23 protein-coding genes, 1 tRNA gene and 1 pseudogene are annotated in these 25648 nt (G+C 65.8%); 7 read left to right on the forward strand and 18 right to left on the reverse strand.

Translation table 11 applies throughout. The features are described from left to right. Positions 1–243: pseudogene (locus M9H71_RS21515) on the forward strand (recombinase family protein); the annotation flags it as partial. Here the strand turns inward: M9H71_RS21515 and M9H71_RS21520 are convergent. After that, positions 214–290 (reverse strand) — tRNA-Arg (locus M9H71_RS21520). The pseudogene M9H71_RS21515 and the gene M9H71_RS21520 sit on opposite strands and share 30 nt — an antisense overlap. Positions 291–459: 169 nt before the next feature. Next, entirely contained in the window at positions 460–948 is a 489-nt protein-coding gene (locus tag M9H71_RS21525) for a hypothetical protein (RefSeq protein ID WP_455406942.1), read from the reverse strand. Positions 949–1087: 139 nt separating this feature from the next. Here M9H71_RS21525 and M9H71_RS21530 point away from each other — a divergent pair, with 139 nt between their 5' ends. Beyond that, positions 1088–1657 (forward strand): GNAT family N-acetyltransferase, encoded by a 570-nt coding sequence (locus M9H71_RS21530; RefSeq protein ID WP_455406943.1) that lies wholly within the window; start codon positions 1088–1090, stop codon positions 1655–1657. 63 nt (positions 1658–1720) lie between these two features. Here M9H71_RS21530 and M9H71_RS21535 read toward each other — a convergent pair whose 3' ends face one another. Next, positions 1721–2134 carry a YccF domain-containing protein gene (locus tag M9H71_RS21535; protein WP_455406944.1) on the reverse strand — a complete coding sequence of 138 codons (414 nt, stop codon included), beginning with the start codon at positions 2132–2134 and terminating at the stop codon, positions 1721–1723. A gap of 475 nt (positions 2135–2609) precedes the next feature. Between M9H71_RS21535 and M9H71_RS21540 the strand changes: the two genes are divergently transcribed. Beyond that, positions 2610–2933, forward strand: coding sequence for a hypothetical protein (locus tag M9H71_RS21540; protein ID WP_455406945.1), 324 nt, complete (start codon positions 2610–2612; stop codon positions 2931–2933). Between the two features lie 33 nt (positions 2934–2966). Here M9H71_RS21540 and M9H71_RS21545 read toward each other — a convergent pair whose 3' ends face one another. The 3 genes from M9H71_RS21545 to M9H71_RS21555 form a co-directional block, all read right to left on the reverse strand. After that, entirely contained in the window at positions 2967–4559 is a 1593-nt protein-coding gene (locus M9H71_RS21545; protein WP_455406946.1) for a gamma-glutamyltransferase family protein, read from the reverse strand. Positions 4560–4676: 117 nt separating this feature from the next. Continuing rightward, the gene (locus M9H71_RS21550) at positions 4677–7391 is read right to left on the reverse strand and encodes a bifunctional diguanylate cyclase/phosphodiesterase (protein WP_455406947.1); all 2715 of its coding nucleotides are present in this window, start codon (positions 7389–7391) and stop codon (positions 4677–4679) included. 248 nt (positions 7392–7639) lie between these two features. Further along, positions 7640–8044: a hypothetical protein gene (locus M9H71_RS21555; protein ID WP_455406948.1), complete on the reverse strand. Its 405-nt coding sequence runs from the start codon at positions 8042–8044 to the stop codon at positions 7640–7642. A gap of 402 nt (positions 8045–8446) precedes the next feature. Between M9H71_RS21555 and M9H71_RS21560 the strand changes: the two genes are divergently transcribed. Next, positions 8447–8641, forward strand: a complete 195-nt coding sequence (locus M9H71_RS21560; protein ID WP_455406949.1) for a hypothetical protein — start codon at positions 8447–8449, stop codon at positions 8639–8641. Here M9H71_RS21560 and M9H71_RS21565 read toward each other — a convergent pair whose 3' ends face one another. The 4 genes from M9H71_RS21565 to M9H71_RS21580 form a co-directional block, all read right to left on the reverse strand. Further along, a complete protein-coding gene (locus tag M9H71_RS21565) occupies positions 8642–9907 on the reverse strand; it encodes an acyl-CoA dehydrogenase family protein (protein ID WP_455406950.1) in 1266 nt (421 codons plus the stop codon). A gap of 85 nt (positions 9908–9992) precedes the next feature. Then, complete coding sequence (locus M9H71_RS21570) at positions 9993–10337, reverse strand: cytochrome c (protein ID WP_455406951.1); 345 nt, start codon at positions 10335–10337, stop codon at positions 9993–9995. 8 nt (positions 10338–10345) lie between these two features. Next, positions 10346–10837, reverse strand: a complete 492-nt coding sequence (locus M9H71_RS21575; protein WP_455406982.1) for a hypothetical protein — start codon at positions 10835–10837, stop codon at positions 10346–10348. Positions 10838–10961: 124 nt separating this feature from the next. Next, positions 10962–12776 carry a putative bifunctional diguanylate cyclase/phosphodiesterase gene (locus M9H71_RS21580; protein WP_455406952.1) on the reverse strand — a complete coding sequence of 605 codons (1815 nt, stop codon included), beginning with the start codon at positions 12774–12776 and terminating at the stop codon, positions 10962–10964. Between the two features lie 178 nt (positions 12777–12954). Here M9H71_RS21580 and M9H71_RS21585 point away from each other — a divergent pair, with 178 nt between their 5' ends. Then, entirely contained in the window at positions 12955–13797 is an 843-nt protein-coding gene (locus M9H71_RS21585) for an SDR family NAD(P)-dependent oxidoreductase (protein WP_455406953.1), read from the forward strand. Between the two features lie 126 nt (positions 13798–13923). Here M9H71_RS21585 and M9H71_RS21590 read toward each other — a convergent pair whose 3' ends face one another. Next, positions 13924–15303 carry a cytochrome P450 gene (locus tag M9H71_RS21590; RefSeq protein ID WP_455406954.1) on the reverse strand — a complete coding sequence of 460 codons (1380 nt, stop codon included), beginning with the start codon at positions 15301–15303 and terminating at the stop codon, positions 13924–13926. A gap of 121 nt (positions 15304–15424) precedes the next feature. After that, a complete protein-coding gene (locus tag M9H71_RS21595; protein WP_455406955.1) occupies positions 15425–16819 on the reverse strand; it encodes an adenylate/guanylate cyclase domain-containing protein in 1395 nt (464 codons plus the stop codon). 56 nt (positions 16820–16875) lie between these two features. Between M9H71_RS21595 and htpX the strand changes: the two genes are divergently transcribed. After that, on the forward strand, positions 16876–17850 hold the full coding sequence (gene htpX, locus M9H71_RS21600) for a zinc metalloprotease HtpX (protein WP_455406956.1): 975 nt from the start codon (positions 16876–16878) through the stop codon (positions 17848–17850). 106 nt (positions 17851–17956) lie between these two features. On the opposite strand, the gene M9H71_RS21605 is transcribed toward htpX, so the two are convergent. The 4 genes from M9H71_RS21605 to M9H71_RS21620 form a co-directional block, all read right to left on the reverse strand. Beyond that, positions 17957–19144, reverse strand: a complete 1188-nt coding sequence (locus M9H71_RS21605) for a pyridoxal-phosphate-dependent aminotransferase family protein (RefSeq protein WP_455406957.1) — start codon at positions 19142–19144, stop codon at positions 17957–17959. 56 nt (positions 19145–19200) lie between these two features. Then, entirely contained in the window at positions 19201–20055 is an 855-nt protein-coding gene (locus M9H71_RS21610) for an LssY C-terminal domain-containing protein (RefSeq protein ID WP_455406958.1), read from the reverse strand. A 34-nt stretch (positions 20056–20089) separates the two neighbouring features. Then, the gene (locus M9H71_RS21615; protein ID WP_455406959.1) at positions 20090–20821 is read right to left on the reverse strand and encodes a thermonuclease family protein; all 732 of its coding nucleotides are present in this window, start codon (positions 20819–20821) and stop codon (positions 20090–20092) included. A 113-nt stretch (positions 20822–20934) separates the two neighbouring features. Further along, entirely contained in the window at positions 20935–22674 is a 1740-nt protein-coding gene (locus M9H71_RS21620) for a hypothetical protein (RefSeq protein ID WP_455406960.1), read from the reverse strand. Positions 22675–23114: 440 nt separating this feature from the next. On the opposite strand from M9H71_RS21620, the gene M9H71_RS21625 reads away from it, so the two are divergent. Beyond that, positions 23115–23981, forward strand: coding sequence for a caspase family protein (locus M9H71_RS21625; RefSeq protein WP_455406961.1), 867 nt, complete (start codon positions 23115–23117; stop codon positions 23979–23981). A gap of 102 nt (positions 23982–24083) precedes the next feature. Here the strand turns inward: M9H71_RS21625 and M9H71_RS21630 are convergent, their stop codons facing one another. Both M9H71_RS21630 and M9H71_RS21635 read right to left on the reverse strand, forming a co-directional pair. Continuing rightward, the gene (locus M9H71_RS21630; RefSeq protein WP_455406962.1) at positions 24084–24842 is read right to left on the reverse strand and encodes a carbonic anhydrase; all 759 of its coding nucleotides are present in this window, start codon (positions 24840–24842) and stop codon (positions 24084–24086) included. Positions 24843–24931: 89 nt separating this feature from the next. Then, on the reverse strand, positions 24932–25558 hold the full coding sequence (locus M9H71_RS21635; RefSeq protein ID WP_455406983.1) for a S24 family peptidase: 627 nt from the start codon (positions 25556–25558) through the stop codon (positions 24932–24934). Positions 25559–25648: the final 90 nt, after the last annotated feature.

The following is a 25648-nucleotide window of genomic DNA, read 5'->3' on the forward strand; positions in this document are numbered from 1 at the left end:
AAAAATTCAGGGGCAGGTCAATTTGGCCGGATCATGCGCGAGAACATCGCCAACGGCGAAATTCCATTCCGGAAGGCCTATCTCCGGGCTGTGATCGATCGAATTGAAGTGGACGACCACACCGTTCGGATCGTCGGGGACAGCGCAACGCTTGAACAGGTCATCGCAGGGAAAAGCGTCCCTGCGGCCGGTATTCGCAGTTTTGTACGCAAGTGGCGCACCCGACACGATTCGAACGTGTGACCTTTGCCTTCGGAGGGCAACGCTCTATCCAGCTGAGCTACGGGTGCGTGCCCCGTTCCTGTAGCCGATCGCAGTCGGATCGGCAACGGGGGAGAAAAGCGATATTTTTTCAAGGGGTAAGCCCCTCGGACGGTGGCCGCATGTTCGAATCGCTTTGGATGCGCCGAATTCCGCCGATGGTCATTGGTCGGGCGGCTCCCGCTGCCGCTTTGCAATCTAGACGCCCATCGCCGACTTGGTCGCAAATGCCACGATGATTAGCGCCACGACGACGAGGGCGAGCACGACCGGCAACGGCAGCGTCGGTCTGGCCGAGGTTGTGGTGCCCGCCGCGCCGCGCACCACGGATGAAACGGCCAAGGCGGCGCCGAGCGCTGTGCCGATCCATTCCAGCGTCGCCAGCAGCGTCGACATCGGGTTGGGCGTCACCGGGAAAATGCGGCCCAAGTCGAGCAGATAGACACCGACGAAAGCGAGGCCGGCGAGACCGGCCCAACCATATGCTCTACCCGTCCTGATCACGAGATAGGCGAGCACGAGGCTTCCCAAGCCGAGCACGGTCAGAAACACGTTGAACGCGCCCAGCACGATCGCCGGATAGGCGCTGAAGTCGCGCGTCTCGACGAAGCCGCCGGGCACCATCAGTGCCAAATTCAGCGCGGAGGCGACCAGAAGTGCGGGGACGATAGGGCGTGAGCTCGGCATGCGGCGAATCCTCGAAATGATGCGGCGGATTGCGCCGCTCTCCTGAGAGTCGCCCGGCGCGCGCATCGGATTGAACAGGATGAAGCTCCGGCGGTCGGGCGCGAGTGCAGTGTTTTGGCCGGAATCGTCCGGTAGGGTCGTGGACGACGAGACAGGCTCGGTGGACACGATTGATATGGACGCGATTGAAACAGACCGGCTGGTCCTGCGGAATTTCCGGACCGAGGATGCGGCCGACCTCTATGCTTATTTGCGTGAACCGAGGGCGAGTTGCTTCCTTTCGCTAAAGCTGGAGGACATCGGCGCCGCGCGGGCCGAGGCCGAAGAGCGCAGCCGAAGCGATGAGCACATCGCCGTCTGCCTGAAGACTTCCGGCCGGCTGATCGGCGATTTGTTCGCCGTGCCCGAGGACGATACGGTTTCGGTCGGGTGGAATTTCAACGCGGATTTCGGCGGACAGGGGTTCGCTTTCGAGGCCGTCCGAGCCTTGTTCGCGCATCGGTTCGCTGCCGGAGGCGCTCGTCGTCTCTATGCCTATGTGGAGGATCACAACACGGCGTCGCGACGTCTGTGTGAACGACTGGGAATGCGCCAGGAAGGGCTGTTCGTGGAGTTCGTGTCGTTCAAGTCCGACGACCACGGGGAGCCGATCTACGAGAACACGATGCAGTACGCGATCCTGCGAAAGGAATGGGACGCGCGGCAGTGAGCGAACCGCTCGTGCCGGCAGGCCCGCCGACCGCCGCTGCACGCCCCGCGTTGCCTGCCCGCGCTAGTATTGGTCGATCGGGACGATCACCTTGCCGATCGGCCACAGCGCGATGGCGGCCAGCTTCAGATGCGCCCAGGCGAACGGAATGCCGATGATCGTCACCGCGAGCAGCACGGCGGTGACGACATGGCCGATCGCGAGCCACCAGCCGGCCAACACCAGCCAGATCACATTGCCGATCACCCCGAGCGGCCCGGTGCCGATGTCTTCGCGTCCAGTGACGGTTTCCCGCGGCACCGCGGTCTGGCCGAACGGAAACAGCGTGTAGACCCCGATACTGAAGGCCGCACGCGCCCACGGCAGTCCAATGATGGTGATCGCCATGATCACCGCCGCGACCGCCCAGCCGACCGCCATCCAGAACCCGCCGAGCGCGATCCAGAGGATATTCAATAGTAGCGATACGGGAGACATCGTAGCTCCTTGGGGTTCGCTGCGGTCAGGATGTGTACTTCGAAGATCTTTGCTTCAGCCGTTCGATCGTGAACGGTCGTCTCGGCATCATAGGCTCCAGACCGCGTTCTGATTACCGAGTATGCTCACTTACTAGATCGTTTGCTCGAACGGAACTGTCATTGGCTGGTCGCCGGACTCCAGTTTACGTGGAGCAGAGGCATGGGTCTCGCCCCCCAACACTCCAATCGCCCCCAGTTCGCGTGCAAATTTTGAAGGACACGCTGCGGGAAGAAAGTTGCATGTGATCGGCGGTGTGTTCAACCGATAGCTGCGCAGTGCGACCGATCGCTGGTTGCAACGACGAATCGCCTCGGCCCCACGCAAGGCGAGATATCCACACCCGGTTCCGCCAGCCCGAAATCGCCATGATGGCGGCGAATTGCGGTCAAAGCGCTCGGCTACGGCGAATGTTCGCTGCACGAGGAGCCGAAGCTTGCCCTACACCATCACGGCCGTTCGAGGAGACGAGAAGATGCGCTGCGTGCGCGATAGCGCGTTGATCGCGCTCGCCAAGGCGCGGATTTGGGAGAGCGAAGGCTGGGACGTGATGGTCGCCGGCGAAGACGGTCGCGCGCTCGGTCTGGCGCAGCTCGACGCGCATGTGGCGGCGTATCGCGCGCTGGAGACGGCGGACATCGCCGAGGTGTCCGATCTGATCGGGCCGCGACGACCAGCGTCGTCGTTTGCGCGCGAGTTCGGCGATGCGTCTCTACGCTCGGCACGGCGACAGTCGGCCCAGGAGGCTGTGTCCGCCTGAGCCGGCCGGAAGCGGGTTGCTGCGAGGCGCGCCTCAGCCTTCCGCCACCGCATCGCCCCACGGCTGGGCGATTTCGGTCGCGCCGCTGTTGCTGGATCCGTGCCGCAGCACCACGCTCGGGCAGGCGAATTTCATCGGGAAGGTCTGCACCCGCGCTTCTTCGTAATCGAATTGGTTGCGCAGCGCCTCGCGCGTCGCCGGCGGCAGGCGCACGTCGCCGATCACCACCTCGCCTTCGCTGGCGTCGATCCGCGGCTGGTGGATCGCGGCGTCGAGGTCCATGCCGTAGTCGATCACGAACGACAGGATCTGCGCCACCGCCGGCAGGATGCGGCGGCCGCCGGAGGCGCCGAGTGCTAAGCGGCGGCCGTCCGGCGCCTGCGCCAGCACCGGCGTGTAGTTGGTCAGGCAGCGCTTGCCGGGCGCCAGCGAGTTCGGCCGGCCCGGCTCGGGATCGAACCACATGATGCCGTTGTTCATCATGATGCCGGTGTGCGGCGTTTCGAATTTCGAGCCGAAGGTCGATAGCAGCGTCTGCGTCACCGCCGCCATGTTGCCGTCGCGGTCGACCACCGAGAAATGCGTGGTGCAGGCCGGCGCCAGATGCTCGGCGCCGAGCGCGCGGCGGCCGTCGGCGTCGCCCATGTCGCGCAGCCGCTCCGCATAGGCCGATTGCAGCGCCCGTGCGTAGGCGGCGTAAGCGTCGGTGTTCGGCTCTTTGCCGCTCGGCGTCAAATTATCGCCGAGCACCCGCAAGGTGTGCGCCAGCGTCGGTCCGGCGGTCAGCTCCGGCGTCGCGAAGACATGTCCGCCGCGATACGGGATCGTCAGCGGGTCGCGCAGATGCGCGCGGAAGCCGGCCAGATCCTCGACCGACAGCGTGCCGCCGCTGGCCTGGATATCGGCCGCGAGGCTGCGGGCCAGGTCGCCCTCGTAGAAGTCGCGCGGCCCCTGTTCGGCGAGCTGCGCCAGCGTTGCCTGCAGCCGGTCCTGCGGCAGCACGACGTTCGACTTGATGCCCCAGGGGGCGTGCGGCGGCAGCCCGTCGATCAGATACGACGCGGCGCTGGCCTGGTAACGACGCAGATCGGCGGCGACGCTGCCGATCATCAGCGTGGTCCACCAGTCGATCGCAAGACCGTCGCCGGCGAGCGCGATGCTCGGCGCCACGAGATCGCGCCACGGCAGCCTGGCGTAGCGGCGATGTGCCTCCTCCATGCCGGCGACCACGCCCGGCACCGCGACCGCGGCCGGCCCATGAATGTTGCGGTCGTCTTTCACCCGCGGCCACGGAAACAGATCGGACGCGGCACCGGCGCCGGTCAGCGGATAGTCCTCGACCCGCAGGCTCTGCGGCGCCCGCATGCCGTAGTCGATCACCTCGGTGCGGTCCTCCTTGGCGCGATACAGCACCATCGCGCCGCCGCCGCCGATGCCGCTCATCCACGGCTCGACCACGCCGAGCGCGAAGGTGGTGGCGATCACCGCGTCGATGCAGTCGCCGCCTGCCGCCAGCACATCGGCGCCGATCTCGGCGGCCCGGCGCGACTGCGCCGCGACGATGCCGCCCGTGGCGGTGATCGCCGGCTTACGAATCTGCTGCAGATGGCTGAAATGGTCGGACATGCGGAGGCTTTCGCTGAAAATGGGAGAACCGGCGGAGACGCCGACGGCGGGCGTCGGCGCCGGCCAGTGTAGGGCGTGCTGTGCGCCGCTGCTACGACGCAGAAGCAGCCATGCCGGTCAGGCAGCGCAGGTCGAAAGGTGCGTGTCGAGCAACTGGCGGAACGCCGGTGCAGGCACCGCCGGGCTGAATAGCCAGCCCTGCATCTGGGTGCAGCCGAGCTTGCTCAGGATCTCGCGCTGCCGTGCGGTCTCAACGCCCTCCGCGGTGGTGGTCATGCGACGAGCCGCAGCGATGTTGACCACCGCCTGCACGATCGCAGTCGAGCCCTCGGCGGTGTCGATCGCGTCGATGAAGCTGCGGTCGATCTTGATCTTGTCGAACGGGAAGCGCTGCAGATAGCTCAGCGACGAATAGCCGGTGCCGAAATCGTCGAGCGAGATCCTGACCCCGAGCGCGCGGAGCTGGGTGAGTGTGGTCAGCGCCGCGTCGTCGTCGTGAATCAGCACCGCCTCGGTGACTTCGAGTTCGAGTCGGTTCGCCGGCAGGCCGGACGAGCCGAGCACGGAGGCGACCAGCAGCGCCAGCGTCGGCTGGCGGAACTGGACCGGGGAGATGTTGACGGCGAGGGTGACGTCGGCGTCCCAGGTCGCCGCCTCGGAGCAGGCGGTCGCCAGCGTCCAGGCGCCGATCTCGTTGATCAGGCCGGTGTCCTCGGCGATCGGAATGAACTCGGCCGGCGAGATCATGCCGCGGGTCGGGTGCCGCCAGCGCAGCAGCGCTTCGCAGCCGGTAATCGTATCGGTGCCGAGATCGACCAGCGGCTGGTAGTGGATTTCGAAGCCGCGGTTGGTGATCGCGCTGCGCAGATCGAATTCGAGCTGGCGGCGGGTTTTGGCGGCAGCGTCCATTTCCGGCTCGAAGAACCGGAAGGTGCGGCGTCCCTCGGCCTTGGCGCTGTACATCGCAAGGTCGGCGTTCTTCACCAACTGGTCGAGATCGGCGCCATCGCGCGGCGCGATCGCGATCCCGATCGACGCGTCGGTAGAAAGCTGATGGCCGAGGCACTGGTAGGGCAGTCGGATCGATTCGTAGATCCTGTCGATCAGTGCGGTGACCTCGTCGGCGCCGCTGACCGCGATCTGGATGATGGCGAACTCGTCGCCGCCGAGCCGGGCGACGAAATCGGTCTCGCGCACGCAATCCCGCAGCCGCACCGCGACCTGCTTCAACAACTCGTCGCCGACCGGATGGCCGAGCGTATCGTTGATGTTCTTGAACTCGTCGATGTCGATATACAGCAGCGCGAACAGTGCGCCTCGGCCGGCGCGCTGCAATTCCTTTTCCAGCCGCTGCCGGAACATGGTGCGGTTCGGCAGGTCGGTCAGGCTGTCGAAATGCGCCAGATAGGAGATTCGCTCGTCGTAGTGAGTCCGCTCGGTGACGTCCTCGTGGGTGATGACCCAGCCGCCGCCGGGCACCGGTACGCTGGAGAATTCGATCGAGCGGTCGCCGATGTTATGAACCTGCGAGACCTTCCGGCTGGACAGCGTGTCGATCAGATTGGTGGCGATTGTGTCGACATCGCCGCCTAGCGAGCCGGTGGCCTTGCGATGCTCCAGCACGTCACGCAGGCTGCAGCCCGGCTTCACGATCTCCGGCGACAGTCCGTACATATCGAGATAGCGCTGATTGCAGACCACCAATCGGGCCTGCGCGTCGAACAGCAGCAGCCCCTGCGACATGTTGTTGATCGCGGTGTCGAGGCGCTGCTTGTCGAGCAGCAATTTGCGCTGGGTGGCGTGATGATGCCTGGAGATCTGATGCACGATCAGCAGCAGGATCACCGTCACCACCAGTGCCGAGACGATCGCCACCGACACCAGCAGCTTGGTCTGCCTGCGCCAGCTCGCCAGCGCGTCCTCGGTGGTCATGCTGGCCACCATCACGATCGGCAGCTCGCTCAGCCCGTGCGAGGCGACCAGACGTTCCTGGCCGTCGACCGGAGAGGTCAGCCGGGCGGTGGTGTCGTCGTCGAACAGCGCCTGCTGATGCATCGGGCCGTCGCGAAAATTGTGCCCGATCATGCCGTCGATATAGGGATGGCGCGTCAGCAGCGTGCCGTCGCTGTGGTGCACGGCAATCGCGGAATCGCCGACCAGCGACACCTGCGACAGGAAGCGGTCGAAGTGCATCGGCGTGATCGCGCGGGTGACGACGCCGAGAAACGCGCCGTTGGCGTCGTTCAGTCGCTGCGCCAGCACGGTGGTCCAACCGCCCGCCAGCGCATTCTGCTCGAGCGCGACGGTGATCCGCGGTGCGGTCCCCGCTTTGTGCTCGAGGAAGTAGCCTTGCTCGGCGATCGAGATCTCGGGGACCGGCCAGGCATTCGACGCGTTGATCAATTGGCCGGTCGAGTCGAAGATCCTCAGCGCGGTGATGTCGGTTGCACCCCTGGCGCGGGTTCTCAGCATATGGTGTGCGGCGAGCGTCGCCATCCCGCCGCCGAACTCGTCGGCGGATTGTTGGTGAGCCTGGCGCACCGTCGCGACGATCTCGTTCTGGATCTGTAGAAACTCTTCAATTTCGCGATCGTAATGCAGCGCCAGCAACAGTGCGGTGTTGGACAGTTCGCGTTCGCCGTTCTGCAGCGCCCGCTCGCGGAAATTGTTCACCGTCAACGCCGTGGTGAGGGCGATTCCGGCGATCAGGACTGCGCCGCTGAGGATCAGCCAGAGGATTGGACGGTGGCGAAGCGCTCCGGCGAGCGACAGCCGCTCGCTGACGTTCGGTGGAGGGCCGAGGGCCTGAGATCGGGCACGGGGGCTCTGCATCCCGTGAAAACTACCAGCCACAAATGAGAGGCGGGTTAGCAATCACGGTAAGCGAATCTTGAATACGGCCGAACGGGGCTGGAATCCGTCGAAATCGGACGTGTTCAATATTGCTCACGCGCAGTGCGGCCCGACGCTGGCCGCGAGTGGCGCGCAGGGGCGGCCCTCGAACGCAAAAGGCCGACGGATTGCTCCGCCGGCCTCCTGTTTTTCGTGGCGGCGCGGATCGCGCTGCCGATCGGCGTCGATCAGTTGATCGGCGTGCCGGGCCGCGGGGCCGTTGCGCTGTTGGCGCGATAGACCTCGAACACGCCCCAGGCGGCGGCGGCGAGATACACCAGCGCAACCAGATTGCGGGGCAGGAACATCGCCAGCGCAATCATCGCCACCGCGACGGTGCAGGCCTTCACGACCTTGTTCTGGTCGATGAAGATCAGCTTGAAGCGATCCCAGTTCTCCACCTTCCACAGCGGCGGAGTCATGGTCTGCAGGCCGAACCTCTCCCAGGCGCCCTTGAAGCCGATTTCGCGCGCCCACAACAGAAACAGCGCGATCAGGAAGGTGGCGATGGTGACGAGGGCGGCCAGTGGACCGCCGGCGTAGCCGATGACGACCACGAGAGCGATTGCAAAAGCACCGATCCAATACTGCATTGATTTACCTATTGTCACCCGGCGGTGGCGGGTGCCCTTTCAGGTTCGTCCACCCGGGCATCGCCGCGAGTGGGGTGGAAAGACGGTCAGCTACGCGCACGCTGCTGCGGAGGTCGTCATCCTCGACTGCGTCCACGATCTCGAGCGCGAAACAACCGGCAAGCGCCGATTCCCAGCCCTTTTTGAATAGGGCAAATGCGAAAGCCCGACCAGTCAGGCGAATTGCTGACAGCGGATGTTGGAACAGCGTGCGGCGGCCGGTCGCAGCGACCGGCGTGACGGGGCGTCGCTAGCAGTCGTCTTGGTCTTTCGTCGCAGCGAGGCAGGTATTCATACCAGCGACTGATTTAATCAGTGCGTAACGACGACTGCGAATAGTCGAGCCTGAGAGGGGTAATATCCATGCTGCAGACGCTCGAAACTACGGATTTGAAAGAAGCTCGCCGGTCGCGGATCGCGCAGTTCAGCGGTCGGGCCGCGACCCTGAAGGTCGGTGGTTCCTCGGTCACCGGTATTGTTCGCGCCGTCAAGGAAGACAAGTCCGGCGAGATCCCACGCTGGATCGTCACGGTGCTGTCGCAGCCCGCCCGGCGCTGATCACTCCGTCAGCAATTGCGACGGCGGAACGAAGTGGTGGGCGTTGCTGCCGGCCTGCGCTTTCGCCTTGGCCAGTTCGGCGCGGGCCACCACCCGCAAATGCACTTCGTCCGGCCCGTCGAGAAACCGCATCGCCCGGCCCCAGGTCCATAAGTAGGACAGCGGCGTATCCGGCGTCAGTCCCATCGCCCCAAATACCTGCATGGCGCGGTCGACGACGCGGGTCTGCAGCCGTGCCGCCACCAGCTTGATCGCCGAGACATCGACTCGCGCCGCAGCGTTGCCGGCGCGGTCCATGCGATGCGCCGCCTGCATCACCAGCAGCCGTGCCTGATCGATCTCCAGCCGCGACTCGGCGATCCAGTCCTGAACGTTGGCGAAGTCGGCCAGATGTTTGCCGAATGCCTCGCGCTCCAGCGCGCGTTCGGCCATCAGTTCGAGTGCGACCTCGCATTGGCCGATGGTTCGCATGCAATGATGCACCCGCCCGGGTCCGAGCCGGTCCTGCGCCAGCCGAAAGCCCTTGCCTTCCTCGCCGAGCAGGTTGGAGACCGGCACCCGGACGTTGCGGAATACCAGCTCACAATGGCCGTCCGGCGAATGGTAGTGCATCACCGGGATATTGCGGGCGATCGACAGTCCCGGCGTGTCCATCGGCACCAGCAGCATCGAATGCCGCTCTGTCGAGGTCGCCGGCAGGTGCTCGCCGGTGACGCCCATCACGATCGCAAGCTTGCAGTTCGGATGTGCCGCGCCGGTAATGAACCACTTGCGGCCGTTGACGACGTAGTGGTCGCCGTCGCGCGTGATGGTGGTGCGGATGTTACGCGCATCCGACGATGCGGCATCCGGCTCGCTCATCGCAAAGCAGGAGCGGATCTCGCCGATCAGCAGCGGGTCGAGCCACTGGCTGCGCTGCTCGGGCGTTGCCGCCAGATGCAGCAGCTCCATGTTGCCGGTGTCGGGCGCGTTGCAGTTGAACACTTCCGAGGCCCAATGCACCCGGCCCATGATCTCTGCGAGCGGCGCGTATTCGACATTGCCGAGGCGCTGACCGGGATCCTCGTCGCGCAGGCCCGGCAGAAACAGATTCCACAGATCCTCGGAAAACGCCTTCGACTTCAGCCGCTCGATCAGATCCAGCGGATAGCGTCCGGCAGCGACCTCGCGATGCCAGGCGACATTGGCCGGCTCGACGTGGAAACGCATGAAATCTGAGAGCTGCGCGCGCAGCCGTTGCACCTTGTCGCTGTGGTCGAAATCCATGCAGGGCTCTCAGGCGGGAAGGGCGGCGGTGCGTCCCGCCGAGGGCGAGGGCGATGGCGTCGGGCGCGGCGTGGCTACGCCCGGATCAATTGCGCTTCAGGCTGAGGATGTACTGCACGATCTCCGCGGCATCGCCGGGCGCGATGATGAAGTTCGGCATATTGGCGTGGTTGGAGCGCAGGAACACGGTCAGCGACAGCGCCGTGGTCGAGGGCAGGTTCGCGATCCGCGCGAACGCCGGACCTTTTCCGTCCCGGGCGTCACCCGCCGCGATGGCGTGGCAGTCCGAACACCAGGCGACCGCGAGCTTGTGACCGACCGAAAGGCCATCTTGCGGTGCTGCACCACCAGCGCGGTGCAGCCGAACGATCAGCAGCACCGCGACGATCAGAAAACCCGTGGCCAGCAGCCGGACCCAGCGGTGCGACATCGTCGCGCTTAGTGACGGACGGTGCCGGGCGTGACGTGAAAGTCCTTATCCAGCGCGTCGAGCGTCACCTTGTTGGCGCAGTACGCCTGGTAGTGCTCGGCGAGCGAGCCGTCGGCGATGTCTTGATCGCACTCGGCCTTGTGGCGGCACAGCGCGCACACCCGCTCCAGGTCCCGCATCACCAGCGGCTGGGCGCGAGCGATGGCGTCCTCGTCGATGCCGAGCACCTTGAGGAGTTGCGGGAGCTCTTCGACCTTGTGCGGGCCCTGGCGGACCAACTCGTCGAGGTCGGATGCGGTGACGCCGAGGTCGTGCGCGATGCGGCCGAATTCGGCGGAGTCGAACTGACACATCTCGACGACTTCACGGCGGTGCTTCAGCCAATCGGAGAAGGTTTCGAGAAGCCGGTCGACGAGCGGGTAGGGGCGGCTATGGCAGGCATTTCGCCCTCCAAGATGTCTGACGGTGGCGGTACAATCGCCGAACGCCCCCCGAGTCACATTGCGATAGATCAAGCTTACGCCCCTCGGACAGTACCGGAGGTGTGACGCGCTGATTATCAGTTGTTTGTTCGCAATGCGGAATACGAATCCGAGTCGGGCAGAGAACCTAGATCGGCTCTGCTCAGCGCCGCGCGTAGGTCGTGCGGATCAGCGACTGCCGCGCCTGTTCGATGCGGCGCCCGGGATCGCCGGGGCGCCCGCCGGTGAACGCAGGTACGGCAGGTGGTAGTTCTTCGAGGAAGATCGGCCTGGCGTAGTAATAGCCCTGCGCGTAGCGGATCCGCGTCATCGCCTGCAGGTAAGCGAGCTCTTCGAAGGTCTCGAGCCCTTCGGCGATCACCGTCATGCCCAGCGCATCGCTGAGCGACTCGATCGCGCGCAGGATGCCCTGGCTGCGCGGCCGCTTGTGGATGTCGGTGATGAACGAGCGGTCGATTTTGATCTCGTCGGCGGTGATATCGGCGAGCGCCGACAGCGACGAATAGCCGACGCCGAAATCGTCGATCGAAAGCCTGACGCCGATCTCGCGCAGCATCGGCAGGATTTCCGCCTGGAACGGCCCCTTGGTGACGAAGGCGTCTTCGGTGATCTCGACCATGAACCGCGTCGGGCATTCGGTCGCCGCAAGCGCATCGCAGAACGAGCGCATGAAGTCCGGCGAGCCGGCCTGCTTCGCGGCGACGTTGATGCTGATGCTGGCGCCCTCGCCGAAGGTGGCGTTGATCAGGTCGATCGATTTCATGATCTCGCCGAGCACCAGATGGGTCAGCTCGTCGATCAGGCCGAGTTCGACCGCCAGGTCGATGAAGGAACCGGGCGCCTGGATCACGCCGTTGTCGTCGCGCAGCCGGACCAGGGCCTCGATGCCCTTGATCTCGTTGGTGCGGATGTCGACCTTGGGCTGGAATGCGCAGCAGAACCGCTTGTCGAGAATGGCCTGACGCAGCGACTGCTCGACCGCCATCCGTTCCAGCGCTTCGCGCTCCATCGCGATGTTGAAGATCGCCGCGGCGCCTTTGGCGTCGCTCTTGACCCGGTACATTGCGATATCGGCGTTCTGCCGCAGCGCTTCATAGTCGCGGCCGTGCTCCGGATAAAGGCTGACGCCGATCGAGGCCGAGGCGAACACCTCGGTGTCGTCGATAAAGAACGGCGCTTTCAGCCGCTGCAGCAGGAACGCGATATGATCGGCGACTTCGGCCTCGCTGGTCACGGGATCGAGCAGCAGCAGGAACTCGTCGCCACTGATGCGCGACAGCACGTCTGTGTCGCGCAGTTCCAGCGACAGCCGTTTGGCGATTCCGACCAGCAGCGCGTCGCCGACCGAATGGCCGTAGTAATCGTTGATGTGCTTGAAATTGTCGACGTCGAGGAACGCCAGGGCGAAATTCCGTGGGCGCTGGTCGTTGAGCAAAGCGGTGACGTGGCGCTCGATCACGGCGCGGTTCGGAAGGCCGGTGAGCTCGTCGTAATAGGCGCGGCGGAACAGCTCCTCCTCGATCGCCTTCTGCTCGGTGACGTCGAGCGAGCTCGACAACAGCAATCTGCGGCCCGCGATGTCCACCGGCTTGTGCGCGGTCAGCAGCGCGCGTGCCGGGCCGCCGAAGGCGATCCGTTCCTCGCAAGTGCCGGACTGTCCGCGCGCCAACAGCGCCGCGCCGTCGAGCCGGCGGCGATCGAGCGGCAGGTTGTCGGCGGTACAGGTCGCCGAAGGGACGATCCGATATTGTGCGGCGGCAGCGTCGTTGACGAAGACGAAGCGGCCCTGTTCGTCCTGCACCGTCACCGCCGATGGCAGCGTTCGCACGATTTCCTCGAACAGCCGCAGGTCCGCGGGCTCCGGCGCGGCCGCCTCGGATGGTGCGGTCACGGTCGCCCGATCGCCGGCAGCGTCGGTCGGCTCGGTCGGAGCAGCGGATGGGGCGGCGCTCGTCATGCGCGCCAGGAATGGCGATATCCGCTGTAATAATGGTTAAGGACCGCTGCTCATTGCGGCGTAATCGCTGCATCCGGGTGGATTTGAATTGCAGTCGAGTATTTGTCATTAACAGCGTATCAATGCCGACAACGAGAGCGGTAGCAGGTGAAGCCTGCTCGATCAGGGAGTGACAAGGATGGGACGGCTCGAGGGTAAGGTTGCGGTCATCACTGGCGCAACCAGCGGCATCGGTTGGCGCACCGCGGAGGTATTCGTGGCCGAAGGCGCCAAGATCGTGGTGGCCGGGCGACGCGTCGCCGAAGGCGAGGCGCTGGCGACGCAGCTCGGGGAGTCCTGCGTCTTCAAGCAGACCGACGTCACCGACGAAGCGCAGGTGCAGGCGCTGATTGGAACCGCGCTCGACCGGTTCGGCCGGCTCGACTGCCTGTTCAACAATGCCGGCGGCCCGGCGCAGACCGGCGGCATCGAAGGGCTCGAGGTCGATCGCTTTGACGCAGCGATGGCGACGCTGGTGCGCAGCGTGATGCTGGGCATGAAGCACGCCGCGCCAGTGATGAAGAAGCAGGGCTCCGGCTCGATCATCAACAACGGCAGCATCGCCGGCCGGCTTGCCGGGTTCTCGTCGTCCCTGGTGTACGGCGCCGCCAAGGCGGCGGTGAACCACTTCACCAAATGCGTCGCGATGGAGCTCGGCGAATCCGGCATTCGGGTCAATTCGATCTCGCCCGGTGCGATCGCGACAGGGATCTTCGGCAAGGCGCTGGGGCTGACCACCGATGCGGCCGAAAAGACCGCGGCGACGATGCGCGAGATCTACAGGACGGCGCAGCCGATCCAGCGCGCCGGCATTCCGGATGACATCGCCCAGGCCGCTGTGTTTCTCGCCAGCGATGAGTCGACCTTCATCAACGGTCACGACCTCGTGGTCGACGGCGGCATCACCGGCGGCCGCAACTGGACCGCCCAACAGCAAGGCTACGTCGCGCTGCGCAAGGCGTTCGATCACGGCGAGGGGTGAGCTCGTCGAAGTATCGACAATCCGTCATTGCGAGCGAAGCGAAGCAATCCAGAGAGCCGAGCACGGGGCTTCTGGATTGCTTCGTCGCTTCGCTCCTCGCAATGACGAGAGGAGCTGTTCTGCGAGCTAATTCACCGGCGCAACATTGACCCGGAGCCCGTCCTTCGGCTTGGGGATCGGCCACATCTGCCACGAAGCCTGATAGTTCGGCGGCAGCGACAGGTCGACGTTCTGTAACAAGTGCATGGCGAAGCACTTTGCCTGCATGTAGGCGAAGTTGAGCCCGAGGCACATGTGCGCGCCGCCACCATAGGGAATCCAGGCGAAGCGGTGACGGCCGCGCGAGGCGTCGTCGGTGAAGCGCAGCGGATCGAACTGATCCGGGTTCGGCCAGATCTCCGGCATGTGGTGGGTGAACAGCGGATTGACCGCCACCATGGTGCCGGCCGGAATCGTGTAGCCCTTGAAGGTGAAGGCGCGCGTCGCCCGCCGCGGCAGCGACGGCACCGGCGGCCGCAGCCGCATCGCTTCCTTGAACGCCATCTCGGTGAGCGGCAGCGCATCGAGCTGTTCGAAGCTGATCGGCTCGCCCGGCTTCAGCCCGAGGCCGGCGATTTCCTCGCGCAGCTTCTGCTGCCATTCCGGATGCGCCGCGAGCGCGGCGACGAACGAGGTCAGCGACGAGGTCAGCGTATCGTGCGCCGCCATCATCAGGAAGCTCATGTGGTCGATGATCGCCTGGTTCGACAGCAGCGCGCCGTCGTCGTGGGTGGCGCGGCAGAGCTGCGAGAACAGGTCGTCGCCGCCCTTGGCGCGGCGGATCGGAATCTGTTCGGCGAAGTAAGCGACGATGCGCTGCCGGCCCTTGACGCCGCGGGCCATCGCGGTGCCCGGCCACGGCTTGCGGATCGGCGCGACTGAAGCCGCGACCATGTCGATGAAGGCGCGGTTGACCTCTTCGGTCTCGGCGCCGATCGCGGTGCCGAGGAACGAGGTCGCGGCGAGATCGAGGGTGAGCTGCTTCATCGCCGGGTAGCACAGCATCTCGCCGGGGCGGCTTCGCCACTCTGCGATGCGGCGGGCGATGCCGGTGTTGAGCTCGGCCAGATAGGACTGCATCGGGCCGGCCTTGAACGCCACCGACAGCGTGCGCCGGTGCAGCCGATGCTCGTCGAAATCGAGCATCATCAGACCGCGCGGAAACAGCCGGCCGAGGATCGGGCCCCAGCCATGGGTCGAGGAGAACAGCTTGGTGTTATCGAACAGCACCAGCTCGTTGGCTTCCGGCCCGAGCAGCGTGATCGAGGTCTCGCCGAGCACGCGGCTGCGATAGACCGGACCGTAAGTCCGCGCCATCTTCTCGACCTCGCCCTTCGGATCGGCGAGCACCGCCAGGGTGCGGCCGATGATCGGCCAGCCTTCGTCACCGGGAATGTGGGCGAGCGCGCTCGGTTTCGGCGGCGACAGCCGTGCGACGAGCGACGAATCCGCGACCTGGATCGACATGGGGCCTCCCTCGGCATGTTGTAGCGGCCATGCGGAGGTGTGCCCCCGTTCTGTGGCGCGTTGCAGTTGAAAATAGGAGGCGTTCGCTCGGCTTGGCAAGGCCAAACCGAAACGGCGAGGATTATGACGCGGCGGCCAGCGGCTGGCGCAGCGGTGGCTCGGGCGGGGCCAGGATCGTCATCGGGACGGTGACGCCGCGCAGCGGGTAGTCACCGAGCGGCTCCAGCGGTGCGTCGATGTGGGCGGCGGCCGCCGTGGTGACCAGGATGCTGCGGCCGATGCTCTTCTGCAGTGCCTCGACCCGGCTGGCCTCGTTCACGGCTGGTCCGATCACCGTGAAGTCGAGCCGCTCGGCGGCGCCGATATTGCCGAAGAACACTTCGCCCTCGTGCAACGCGATGCCGGCGCGCAGCGGTCGCCAGCCTTCGCAGTTCACGCCCGCCGGGTCGATCAGATTGAGCCGCGATAGGCCGGCCTGCGCTTCGATCGCGGCCGTCAGCGCGGCGTTGCCGGCCGTACGCGGATTGTCGCCGAGCGGGAACACCGCCAGCAGCCCGTCGCCGATGAACTTCAGGACGTCGCCGCCGTTGCGCAGCACCGCGTCGGCGAACACCTCGAAGTAAGCGTTCAGCAGCGCGATCATGTCGTTGCCGCACAGCCGGTCGGACAGATCGGTGAAACCGCGCAGATCGGACATCCAGATGATGGCGTGGATCGGCTCGCCGGCGCCGCGCTTGATGTCGCCGCTCAGCACCTTGGCGCCGGCAACCGGGCCGAGATAGGCGCCGAGCGCATTGATGGCGATCCGGGTCGCGACGTGGCGACCGACATGCAGGCCGAACAGCGTCAGTAGCCGCTGAAACTGCGCGAGGTGCTCGTCGGTGAAGCCGCCCGGTCGCATGGTCGCCAAGGTGACGGCGTGGCGGAAGCGCTCACCGCCCATCGGCAGGGCCAGGTATTCGGTGTACCCGCCGGCCGCGAGGTCGAGCATGATCGGGAATTCCGCCTGCGCGGCCGCATCCTGGGGATTGCGCCGGATCGCCTTGCCGCCCTCGAACAGGTTTTGCAGCGGATTGAGCCGGAACGCGTCGGTGTCGGCGGTCGATTGGTTGACCTGGACTTCGTCGCACAGCCCGTCCGAGGCGCGCCAGTTCCAGGCGAAGCCGAGCAGTTGCGGATGCAGCGTGCGGATGTGCAGGGTCGCGCGATGCACCGGCAGCCCGACGGCGTTCATCCGCCACATCAGCGATTCGAACGTCAGCAGCATCTCCGGCTCGGCGGAGGCGTCGTGCAGCAGCCAGGTGTCCAGCTCGGGCAGAGTGATGCTGGCGGGTACGCAAGCCGGGCCGCGCTGGCTGCGGCGGACGATGCTGACGCCGGCGGGATAGACGCGCATCGCATCGGGCGGTGTGGTCGGATCGGTCACACAGGGACTTTCGTTGAGGATTGCGGCGGCGGTGAGCCGCGACGGCCTGCCGCACAACGCGATCTTGCCCCGGCTAATGGAATTCCCCATCTCACGGATGCGTTATCCAGGCTCCCTTGCGGGAGTGGAAACGCAGGAGGAGGACCATGAGTTACTTCAAGACCGCTCTCTTACTGGCCGGCCTGACCGCGCTGTTCATGGGGGTCGGCTATCTGATCGGCGGCGCCAACGGCGCGCTGATTGCGCTCGTCGTCGCCGCGGCGATGAACATCTTCACCTATTGGAATTCCGACCGGATGGTGCTGTCGATGTACGGCGCCCAGGAGGTGGACGAGCGTTCGGCGCCGGATCTGTACCGGATGGTGGCGGAACTGGCCGGCCGCGCCGGCCTGCCGATGCCGCGGGTGTTCATCATGGACAATCCGCAGCCGAACGCCTTCGCCACCGGCCGCAATCCGGAGAACGCCGCCGTCGCCGTCACCACCGGGCTGATGCACCAGCTCAGCCGTGAGGAACTCGCCGGCGTGGTGGCGCACGAGCTGGCGCACATCAAGCACCACGACACGCTGCTGATGACCATCACGGCGACGATCGCCGGTGCGATCTCGATGGTGGCGCAGTTCGGCATGTTCTTCGGCGGCAACCGCGAAAACAACAACGGCCCGGGCCTGATCGGCTCGCTGGCGCTGATGATCCTCGCGCCGCTCGGCGCCATGCTGGTGCAGATGGCGATCAGCCGCACCCGCGAATACGCCGCGGACGAGATGGGCGCCCGGATCTGCGGCCAGCCGATGTGGCTCGCCTCGGCGCTCGGCCGGATCGAAGCTGCCGCGCATCAGGTGCCGAACGTCGAGGCCGAACGCTCGCCGGCGACCGCGCACATGTTCATCATCAACCCGTTGTCGGGGCAGGGCATGGACAATCTGTTCGCGACCCACCCGTCCACCGATAACCGGATCGCGGCGCTGCAGCGGCTCGCGGCCGAGATCGGCGGCAGTGCGTATCGCCCGGCCTCGCCGTCCGCGCGCAGCACCGGCGCTGCTCCCTGGGGCGGCGCCCCGCGCGGCAGCGGCCGCAGCCCCTGGGGCGGCCAACCGCGCGGCCGTGGCCCGTGGGGTTAGTCCACGCCTGATGATCGATGCTTCGGAGGCCCCGGTTCGCCGGGGCCTTTGCTGTTTGGAGCGGTGCTGTTGTCGTGGCAGGCGGTTCGGCGGCGCCGATCCTGATTTAGGTCGGCACGTTCTCGGCGAGATACGCGATCGCGGCGTCGACGCCGCCGCGGCTGTGCGGGATGCCGAGCGCGGTCAGCGCCATCTCGATCACGCCGAGCGTGCCGAGCACCATCGGGGCGTTGACGTGGCCCATATGGGCGATCCGGAACGCTTTGTTCTGCAATTCGCCGATGCCGACGCCGAGCACCACGCCGCACTTCTCCTTGCAGTAGCGATGCAGCGCCGCGACGTCGTGGCCCTCGGCGGCCCGGACGGTGGTGACGGTGTCGGCGCGTTCGTCCGGATGCTCGATGTTGAAGCCGAGCACGTTGCCTTCGGCCCAGACGTCGACGGCGCGGCGCACCGCCCCGGCGAGCAGATGATGCCGCCGGAAGGTGTTGTCGAGCCCTTCGGTCTTCAGGATGTCGAGCGCCTTGCGCAGCGCGAACAACAGATGCACCGGCGCGGTGCCGGCATATTTCTGGTAGTGCTCCGGCCCGTCGCGCTCGGTCCAATCCCAATACGGCGTGCGCAGGCCGGCGTTCTGATGCACGGCGCGGGCGCGATCACCGACCGCGACGAACGACAGGCCGGGCGGCGACATCAGTCCCTTTTGCGAGGCCGACATTGCGACGTCGATGCCCCAGGCATCCATCTCGAACGGCATGCAGCCCAGCGATGCCACCGCATCGACCATGAACAGCGCCGGATGGTCCGCCGCCTTGATGGCGCGGCCGATCGCTTCGAGATCGTTGCGGGCGCTGGAGGCGGTGTCGACCTGCACCACCACGATCGCCTTGATCGTATGCGCAGTATCCCGGCGCAGCCGCGCTTCGACTTCGTCGGCGCGCACCGCGCGGCGCCAGTCGCCCGGCATCACCTCGACCTCGCAGCCCATCGCGCGGGCCGCATTGCCCCAGCCGACTGCGAACCGTCCGCTTTCCAGCACCAGCACCTTGTCGCCGCGGGACATCACGTTGCTGATCACCGCTTCCCAGGCGCCGTGGCCGTTGGCGATGTAGATGTACGATCTGCCCTTGGTGGCGAACAGCCGGCTGAGATCGGCGAGAAGCCCCTCGCTCAGTGCCACCATCTCCTTCGAATAGATGTCGAGTGCCGGGCGATGCATCGCCTGCAGCACCTCGTCGGGCATGGTGGTAGGTCCGGGAATCGCCAAGAATTCCCGTCCGGCGCTGACGGCCATGGTACTGGTCCCTGTGGTGAGAGATGCTGCGACCATGCCGGGCCGCGGGGTCGATTTCAAGGCGCCGGCGCGCCGGGCTCGATTGCATCCGTGACGGTGCGGAAGATCTGGTCCTTGATCTGGGTGGCGAGCGGGCTCGGCAGGATCTCGACCGGTTCGCTGCGCGTCTTGCAGCCTTCGGTCAGCCGCAGAATCCAGACCTCGCCGTCGGTGTAATATGAATCGCCTTCGCCATTGCGGCCGGCGACCGTCGGTCCGATTCCGGTGATTTGATATTTCGCCTCGACCATTTTGGTCGCTTCGAGGTCGGCGGCGAAGCGGTCACGTTCGGCGTCGATATCCGGTGCGATGTGATGCGTCACCGCGCCGGTGTAGTGACTGATGCCGACGCCGCGGTCGAAGGTGGCGCTGCCGAGCCAGACCGGGCGGCCTTCCTGGCCGCTGTCGAGTACTTTCCACAGCCGTACATGATTGCGCCGGTCGGCGCTTCGCCCGTCGGGCTTTTCGAAGGCAAGATCCTCGCGGCGGTCGAGGTAGTACAGGCTCGACACCGGCGCGTCCGGATAGGGGCGATCGAGCAGCACGCTGCCGGCGATCGCGATCGACGAGCGCAGCGTGATCGGATCGGCCGGATGCCAGTGCGCCGCCAGAACTGCGCAGACGATGTCGTGCTGATCGCCGATCAGTCCGACATTGATCGGATCGCCGGGAATGCCTTGCGCCGTGCGGGTCACCATCGGCATGTCGGCAAGCCCGCGCTGGTGCTCATAGTGAGTCCAGAACAGCGGCAGCGCCAGATAGGCGAGGATCGCGTAGCAGCCGATCAGCACCACCGAAATCTGCGACGCCCGCCGTAGCCGGCGCTTGCGCGGCCGCGCCGGCTGCGAAGCCTCGTCCGCCGTCTGCTTCACCGTTCGCCCCCGCAGCTGGCAGATCGCGCTCCGATCAGCGCCGCGTCTCGCGGCAGCCGGCGGCTTCGGCTTCCTCGACTGAGCAGAACCAGCGCGTGCCCTTGCTGATCTTCATTCGGATCTGTGCATACCAGCGGCTGGTCGGCTTGTGATAGATGCATTCGCCGGACCTGTTGACGTTGCCCTTGATGGTGCAGTCCGGCGACGGCGCCACCGGCCCGGAGGCCGAGGCGAGCAGAATCCGGCGGGCATCCTTCGGCGGTCTGGTGGCGCCGAGGATCGGCGTCTTGCTGCTGCGCACCCGCCACGCCCAGGGCGCGATGAACGAGCCCTGCCACAGCCCCAGCTTGGCCGCACGGGCAGCCTTCTCGTCGGCATCGTAGGTGTGGGACGACAGCGGGGCGGCCAGGGCCCAGCCGTTCTTGACCATCCATTGTCCGGGGTCTTCACCGTCGATGTCGCATTTGGCGATCGAGCGGCCGGCCTTGTCGACGCGCTGAACGTGGCAAGTCCAGCTCTTGCCGGCGGTATGCTGAACCAGCGCGTCGCGTGCGGCGACGCCGCACGTCCAGCGGTCGCCTTTGGTATTGAGGCAGAGCTGATCCAGCCCCGGTGCGTCGATGCCGGCGAGGCGGAGGCGGGACTTGCCGATCAGAATATGGTCGCCGTCGCGGATCTTGGGTACGCCGCTGATGTCAGCGGCCTGGGCGGCTACCGGCAGCAGCAGGAGCAAAAGCGGCAGCAGCCATGTGTTCAGCTTGAGCATGCGTCGACCTTCCCGGCAGTCACCCTGCCGTCAAACAGGTCCGGCGATTGTGCTCAATCTTGGGCCGACGGGCCAGAGCTTCGGCGATGCTGCGATTCAACTTCGCGCGAAGCTCAGGCGTGGTGCGCCCGCTGCAGCAGCGCCTTGCGCGCCAGCGCCAGCCCCATCAGCACGAACGCCGAGGTCACTTCCGGCCCGCCGACCAGAATGCGCGTCGGGGTCTTCATCTTGTTCCACTCGTAGGCTTTGAACGGCGCACGGCCGCCGCCTTCGCCGAGGTGGCTCAGGATGCAATGCAGCGCCGGGGCGAGGTGCGCAGGATCGCCGCCGAGATGGCCGAGCGCGATCAGCGCCAACGCGGCGTCGAACACGTTCATCTCCTTGGCGATCAGTTCGTCCTGCACGTAGGCCAGCACGCGCTGCCGGATCGCCTCGAACACGCCGTCGGGATCGATCGCACGTCTGGCGGTTTCGTCCAGCGTCCGGAAGGTGGCGTAGCAGCGGCCGAAATACGCGCAGTACAATTCCGGCAGATAATACACATGTGACTTGGGGTCGGCGAAGGCGCCACTCGCAACCAGCCGGCGCTGGAAGTCGACGATGCGGCGCACCGTCTCCAGCCGTGCCGGAGTCTCGACGATCCGCCAACGCGCGCAATTGCGGAAGCTGACCTCGAGCACGTCGAGATTGAGCGTCGGGTCGAGATCGTTGCCGAACGGGCGCTCGCCGGCGAGGCTGTCGATCCAGGTGACGATGCCGCCGTCGTAGTCGATATTGTCGTTGAGCGGCACCGTGACCATCGGCGCATTGGCGCCTGCGCGCACCTGATAGGTGCGGTAGAAATCGATCAGCGGCTGATCGATGATCGGATCGGACGAATTCGCCTGGGTGGCGGCCGAGATCGAGCAGGCGGTGGTGTCGCAGTCCGGAACGTAGACGCCGAAGCCGAGGTTGTGTTTGACCTTGGCGAAGAACCGCGAAAACCGTGGGTGTGGTGGCGGCGCCAGCGCGGTGATCACATCGAACGGCTCGCCCTCCGCCGTGCGCACCCGCTCGCGGCTGGTCTTCAGGCAGAACTCGGCCATGTCGGCGATCATCCGCCGCGCCGCCCGGGTGTCGTCGGGCGTACCGAGGCCGGTATCGATGAAGCCGAGCAGCGCTTCGATGTAGAATGCGTCGTAATAGGCCGAGCGATGGCGAATCTGCACGGGCGACCACATCGGCTCGGCGATGCCGCGCCAGCGCGGATTGATCACGCCCGCTGCCGGCGAGCGGGCGATGAACACCCGCGCCAGACCAAACAGCAGCGTCGAGTTCTTGTAGCTGCGCGCATTCAGCCCAGTCAGCGTCGCGACGAAGGCGCGGCCGTCGAAATCCGGATCGCCGATCAGGTTGAAGGCCGCATAGGCCGGCAAGAAGCCATTGCGGCTCCAGGATTGCAGCAGATGGTCGCCGCAGGCGCGGATCGCGCTGTCGATGTCGGAAAGCCGCGGCGTCTGCGCCGGCGCCACCCAGCCGGGTGGTCGCGGGTGTTCGAGTCTAACGCTGTCGATCAGTTCGGCGATCGGCGCTCCGATGGCCGCCCAATCCGGCTCGGCGTCGTCGCGCGCGCTGATCAGGGCATCCCGCACGGCGCGGAACCTGACCGGATCGTGCAGCTCCGGCAGCCCGGCCTTGCGTAGCAGCGGCCGCAGCGCGGGGTTGGCGAGCGCGGTCTTGTAGAATTTGGAGATGTGCGGGTCGCCGTGCTTGTGGCCGAGAAACACCGGATCGCACAGGTCGTACAGCGTCGGCGCTTCTTTTCTGGCGGTCAGCGCACGGTATGCGGCGCCGGCCATCTTCAGCACATCCATGATCGTCTTCCGCCCGCCCGAACGTCTTCCAGCCATTGAGAAATTGCATGGACGGACGGGGATTACAAACCCGCCGCATCCGGCCTCGCCCGATCGGGCCGGCCCGAGGGGTAGGACAGAACGGCCGGCCTCCAAAGACGATAATTGTCGCAGCAACGCTCAGTGAAGCATTCGCAGTGATTTCAATGCTCTTCGCGGCTTTCGCGTCGAGGAGCAGTCGAAATACCAAAGGTCAGAGGTCCGAATTGGTGGCGAGCTGTTCCGGTTCAACGCTGCGAGTTCCTTCCAGCTTGTCGGAACATCCTGGATTGTTTAAGGACTTGTTATTGTGCGACGCCGCAAATTGAGCGCAATTCACACGCAAAAGACCCGCTCATCCCCTGAACCTGAACGGTAGCGACGCGACGAATGCCTGCGCGCGCCGATAAGGACGATCGACGATGAAGATCCGGTTGCATCGCTTGTCCCGGCGAACCCTTACCGCGGCTGCGGCCTTGGTGGGCGTGGTGTCGCTCGGGATCGGTGCTCATGCGGCGCTGAACAAGCGCCCGGTCGATTCCGCTCGCGCCGCTTCGCCGGCCGCGCAAGAGGCGAATGCCTCCTCGTCACGGCTGGCGCTGGTGATCGGCAATGGTCATTACCCGGACGCGGCGGCTCCGCTGACCCAGCCGATCAACGACGCCCGTGCGCTCAGCGCCAAGCTGCGCGGCGACGGCTATGACGTCGACATGATCGAAGACGCCAGTCGCGACGACATCCTGCGCGCGGTCGATCGTCTCAAGGCACGCGCCCGCAAGGACGCGACCGTGATGCTGTTTTTCGGCGGCTACGGCATCCAGTCCGGTCGCGACAATTACATGATCCCGGTCGACGCCAAGATCTGGACCGAGGCCGATGTGCGCCGCAGCGGCGTCAGCGTCGAGCAGGTGCTGGCGGAGATCAAGGCTGCCGGTGCCCGCACCAACCTCGCGGTGCTCGATGCCTCGCGCCGCAATCCGTATGAGCGTCGCTTCCGTGCCTATTCGCACGGGCTGGCGCCGATCGAGGCTCCGGCCAATGCGCTGGTGCTGTCGGCGGCGACCCCAGGCCAGGTTGCGGACGACGATGACGCCGCCAACAGCATGCTGGTCGGCGAACTGATCGGTTCGCTATCGTCGCCCGCCAGCGCCGAGGCGGCGTTCGCCAAGACGCGGCTGGCTGTGATCAAGGCGACGAGCGGCGCCCAGGTGCCGTCGATGACCTCGTCGCTGGTCGCCGACGTGCCGTTGGTCCCGGTCGCTGATGCGTCTCCGGGCAACGGCGGCTGAGTCCGGCGACCGCAAATCACCTGTCTGAAAAGCGAAAAGACCTGACGCGGCTCCCGCGTCAGGTCTTTGTCGTTAAGCCGGCTTCGACCTGCGTGGTCGGGCTCAGTTGGACTGCAGCACGAAGCGGCGATTGTCCTTCTGCACCGGGCGGGCGTTCATCGGATACAGCTTGGCGAACGCCGCGACGTCGTCGGCCGCGACCGTGATCGGATCGGTCAGCACCATCCAGTCGACGACCTCCGAGCACGGCGGTGTGGTGAGCGAACCTTCGTAGCGATAGTAGGCGAGCTTGGTCGGCAGCAGCGCGTTCGGGTTGATCGCCGGATCGGCCTTCACCGCCGGGCCCTCGCTCTGCGGCATGGTCGCGACGATCTTGGCGAAGGCCGGATTGGCCGCGCCTTCCTGCATCAGCACGCCGACCACGCCGAGCGTGCCGGAATCCATGCGGTGGACGAAGTGTACTTCCATCGGGAACGACTTGCCGTCGATCTGATGCTCGCTCGGGCGGTGGAAATGGAATTGCACCAGCTTGAAGCTCGCGCCGCCGAGCTTGAGCGTCGAGCCCTCGGCCATGTTGAGCTGGATGGTGTGGCCGTTGTTGACGATGGTATCGGCCGTGTCCGCCCACTGCATCTGCAGCGGAAACAGGTTGGCGCTGACGGTCGAGCGAATGTCGACCGGCGATTGCTGTACCCCGATCGAGCAGATCTGGTTAGCGGGATCGAGCTCGCCCCACTTTGCGGGGGCGCCGTCGCCCTCGTAGCCCCAATGATGGGCGCCTTCGGCGGCAACGCCGGCGCTGGCGCAGAGCGGACATAGAGCGAGGCCGGCAAAGGCCTTCAGGATATTTCGGCGGTCCATCGACGTCTCCCGGGTTGATGCGCGGGAACTAGCATTGCTCGACGCCGGAACAAAGTGAAGTGGGACGAATGAACGACGATGGTGTTTGCTTACTGGCTGGCCCAGACGATGCGGCCGATCCATTCCACCTCGGACGGCATCAGGGTCCGGTCCGGATGGCTGGGATTGAGCGACGTCAACTCGATCAGCTTGGCGGTGCGGCGCTTCAATTCCTTCACCATCACCTCGCCTTTGGTGGTCTTCACCACCACCCGGTCGCCGCGCCGGACCGCGGCGCTGGGCGACACCACGACGATGTCACCGTCGCGATACGCAGGCTTCATCGAATCGCCGGAGATCTGCAGAGCGTAGGCGTGCTCGTCGCTGATCGACGGAAGTCCGACCTCGTCCCAGCCTTTGCCGACCGGGAAGCCGCCGTCGTCGAAATAACCGCCGGAGCCGGCCTGAGCGAGGCCGAGCAGCGGCACCGATTGTACCACCCGCGGCCGGTCGTGGATCAGTTGCACGAAGGTGTCGATCGCGGTGTTGGTCGCCTGCAGTGCCTTGGCGACCGATTCGGTCGATGGCCAGCGTTCGCGGCCGTCATTGGTGATCCGCTTCGACTTGTTGAAGGTGGTCGGATCGAGCCCGGATTTCTTGGCGAGCCCCGACGGCGAAAGGCCGGATCGTTCGGCCAGCCTGTCAAGGGCAGTCCAGATCTGATCGTGCGTCAGCATTTGCATCGGAGGCACCCAGATGCGCCGTCGCTCCGGCGCGCGGAAACGGACTTGATACTAGGAATTATTGCCTTAATTTTCGGCATTATG

The organism is Rhodopseudomonas parapalustris, assembly GCF_053772255.1.

Coding starts and splice junctions, on each gene's coding strand:
- M9H71_RS21525 (WP_455406942.1), bottom strand. CDS start 948: ATGCCGAGCTCACGCCCTATCGTCCCCGCACTTCTGGTCGCCTCCGCG.
- M9H71_RS21535 (WP_455406944.1), bottom strand. CDS start 2,134: ATGTCTCCCGTATCGCTACTATTGAATATCCTCTGGATCGCGCTCGGC.
- M9H71_RS21545 (WP_455406946.1), bottom strand. CDS start 4,559: ATGTCCGACCATTTCAGCCATCTGCAGCAGATTCGTAAGCCGGCGATC.
- M9H71_RS21550 (WP_455406947.1), bottom strand. CDS start 7,391: ATGCAGAGCCCCCGTGCCCGATCTCAGGCCCTCGGCCCTCCACCGAAC.
- M9H71_RS21555 (WP_455406948.1), bottom strand. CDS start 8,044: ATGCAGTATTGGATCGGTGCTTTTGCAATCGCTCTCGTGGTCGTCATC.
- M9H71_RS21560 (WP_455406949.1), top strand. CDS start 8,447: ATGCTGCAGACGCTCGAAACTACGGATTTGAAAGAAGCTCGCCGGTCG.
- M9H71_RS21565 (WP_455406950.1), bottom strand. CDS start 9,907: ATGGATTTCGACCACAGCGACAAGGTGCAACGGCTGCGCGCGCAGCTC.
- M9H71_RS21570 (WP_455406951.1), bottom strand. CDS start 10,337: ATGTCGCACCGCTGGGTCCGGCTGCTGGCCACGGGTTTTCTGATCGTC.
- M9H71_RS21580 (WP_455406952.1), bottom strand. CDS start 12,776: ATGACGAGCGCCGCCCCATCCGCTGCTCCGACCGAGCCGACCGACGCT.
- M9H71_RS21585 (WP_455406953.1), top strand. CDS start 12,955: ATGGGACGGCTCGAGGGTAAGGTTGCGGTCATCACTGGCGCAACCAGC.
- M9H71_RS21590 (WP_455406954.1), bottom strand. CDS start 15,303: ATGTCGATCCAGGTCGCGGATTCGTCGCTCGTCGCACGGCTGTCGCCG.
- M9H71_RS21595 (WP_455406955.1), bottom strand. CDS start 16,819: ATGGGGAATTCCATTAGCCGGGGCAAGATCGCGTTGTGCGGCAGGCCG.
- htpX (WP_455406956.1), top strand. CDS start 16,876: ATGAGTTACTTCAAGACCGCTCTCTTACTGGCCGGCCTGACCGCGCTG.
- M9H71_RS21605 (WP_455406957.1), bottom strand. CDS start 19,144: ATGGCCGTCAGCGCCGGACGGGAATTCTTGGCGATTCCCGGACCTACC.
- M9H71_RS21615 (WP_455406959.1), bottom strand. CDS start 20,821: ATGCTCAAGCTGAACACATGGCTGCTGCCGCTTTTGCTCCTGCTGCTG.
- M9H71_RS21620 (WP_455406960.1), bottom strand. CDS start 22,674: ATGGATGTGCTGAAGATGGCCGGCGCCGCATACCGTGCGCTGACCGCC.
- M9H71_RS21625 (WP_455406961.1), top strand. CDS start 23,115: ATGAAGATCCGGTTGCATCGCTTGTCCCGGCGAACCCTTACCGCGGCT.
- M9H71_RS21630 (WP_455406962.1), bottom strand. CDS start 24,842: ATGGACCGCCGAAATATCCTGAAGGCCTTTGCCGGCCTCGCTCTATGT.
- M9H71_RS21635 (WP_455406983.1), bottom strand. CDS start 25,558: ATGCTGACGCACGATCAGATCTGGACTGCCCTTGACAGGCTGGCCGAA.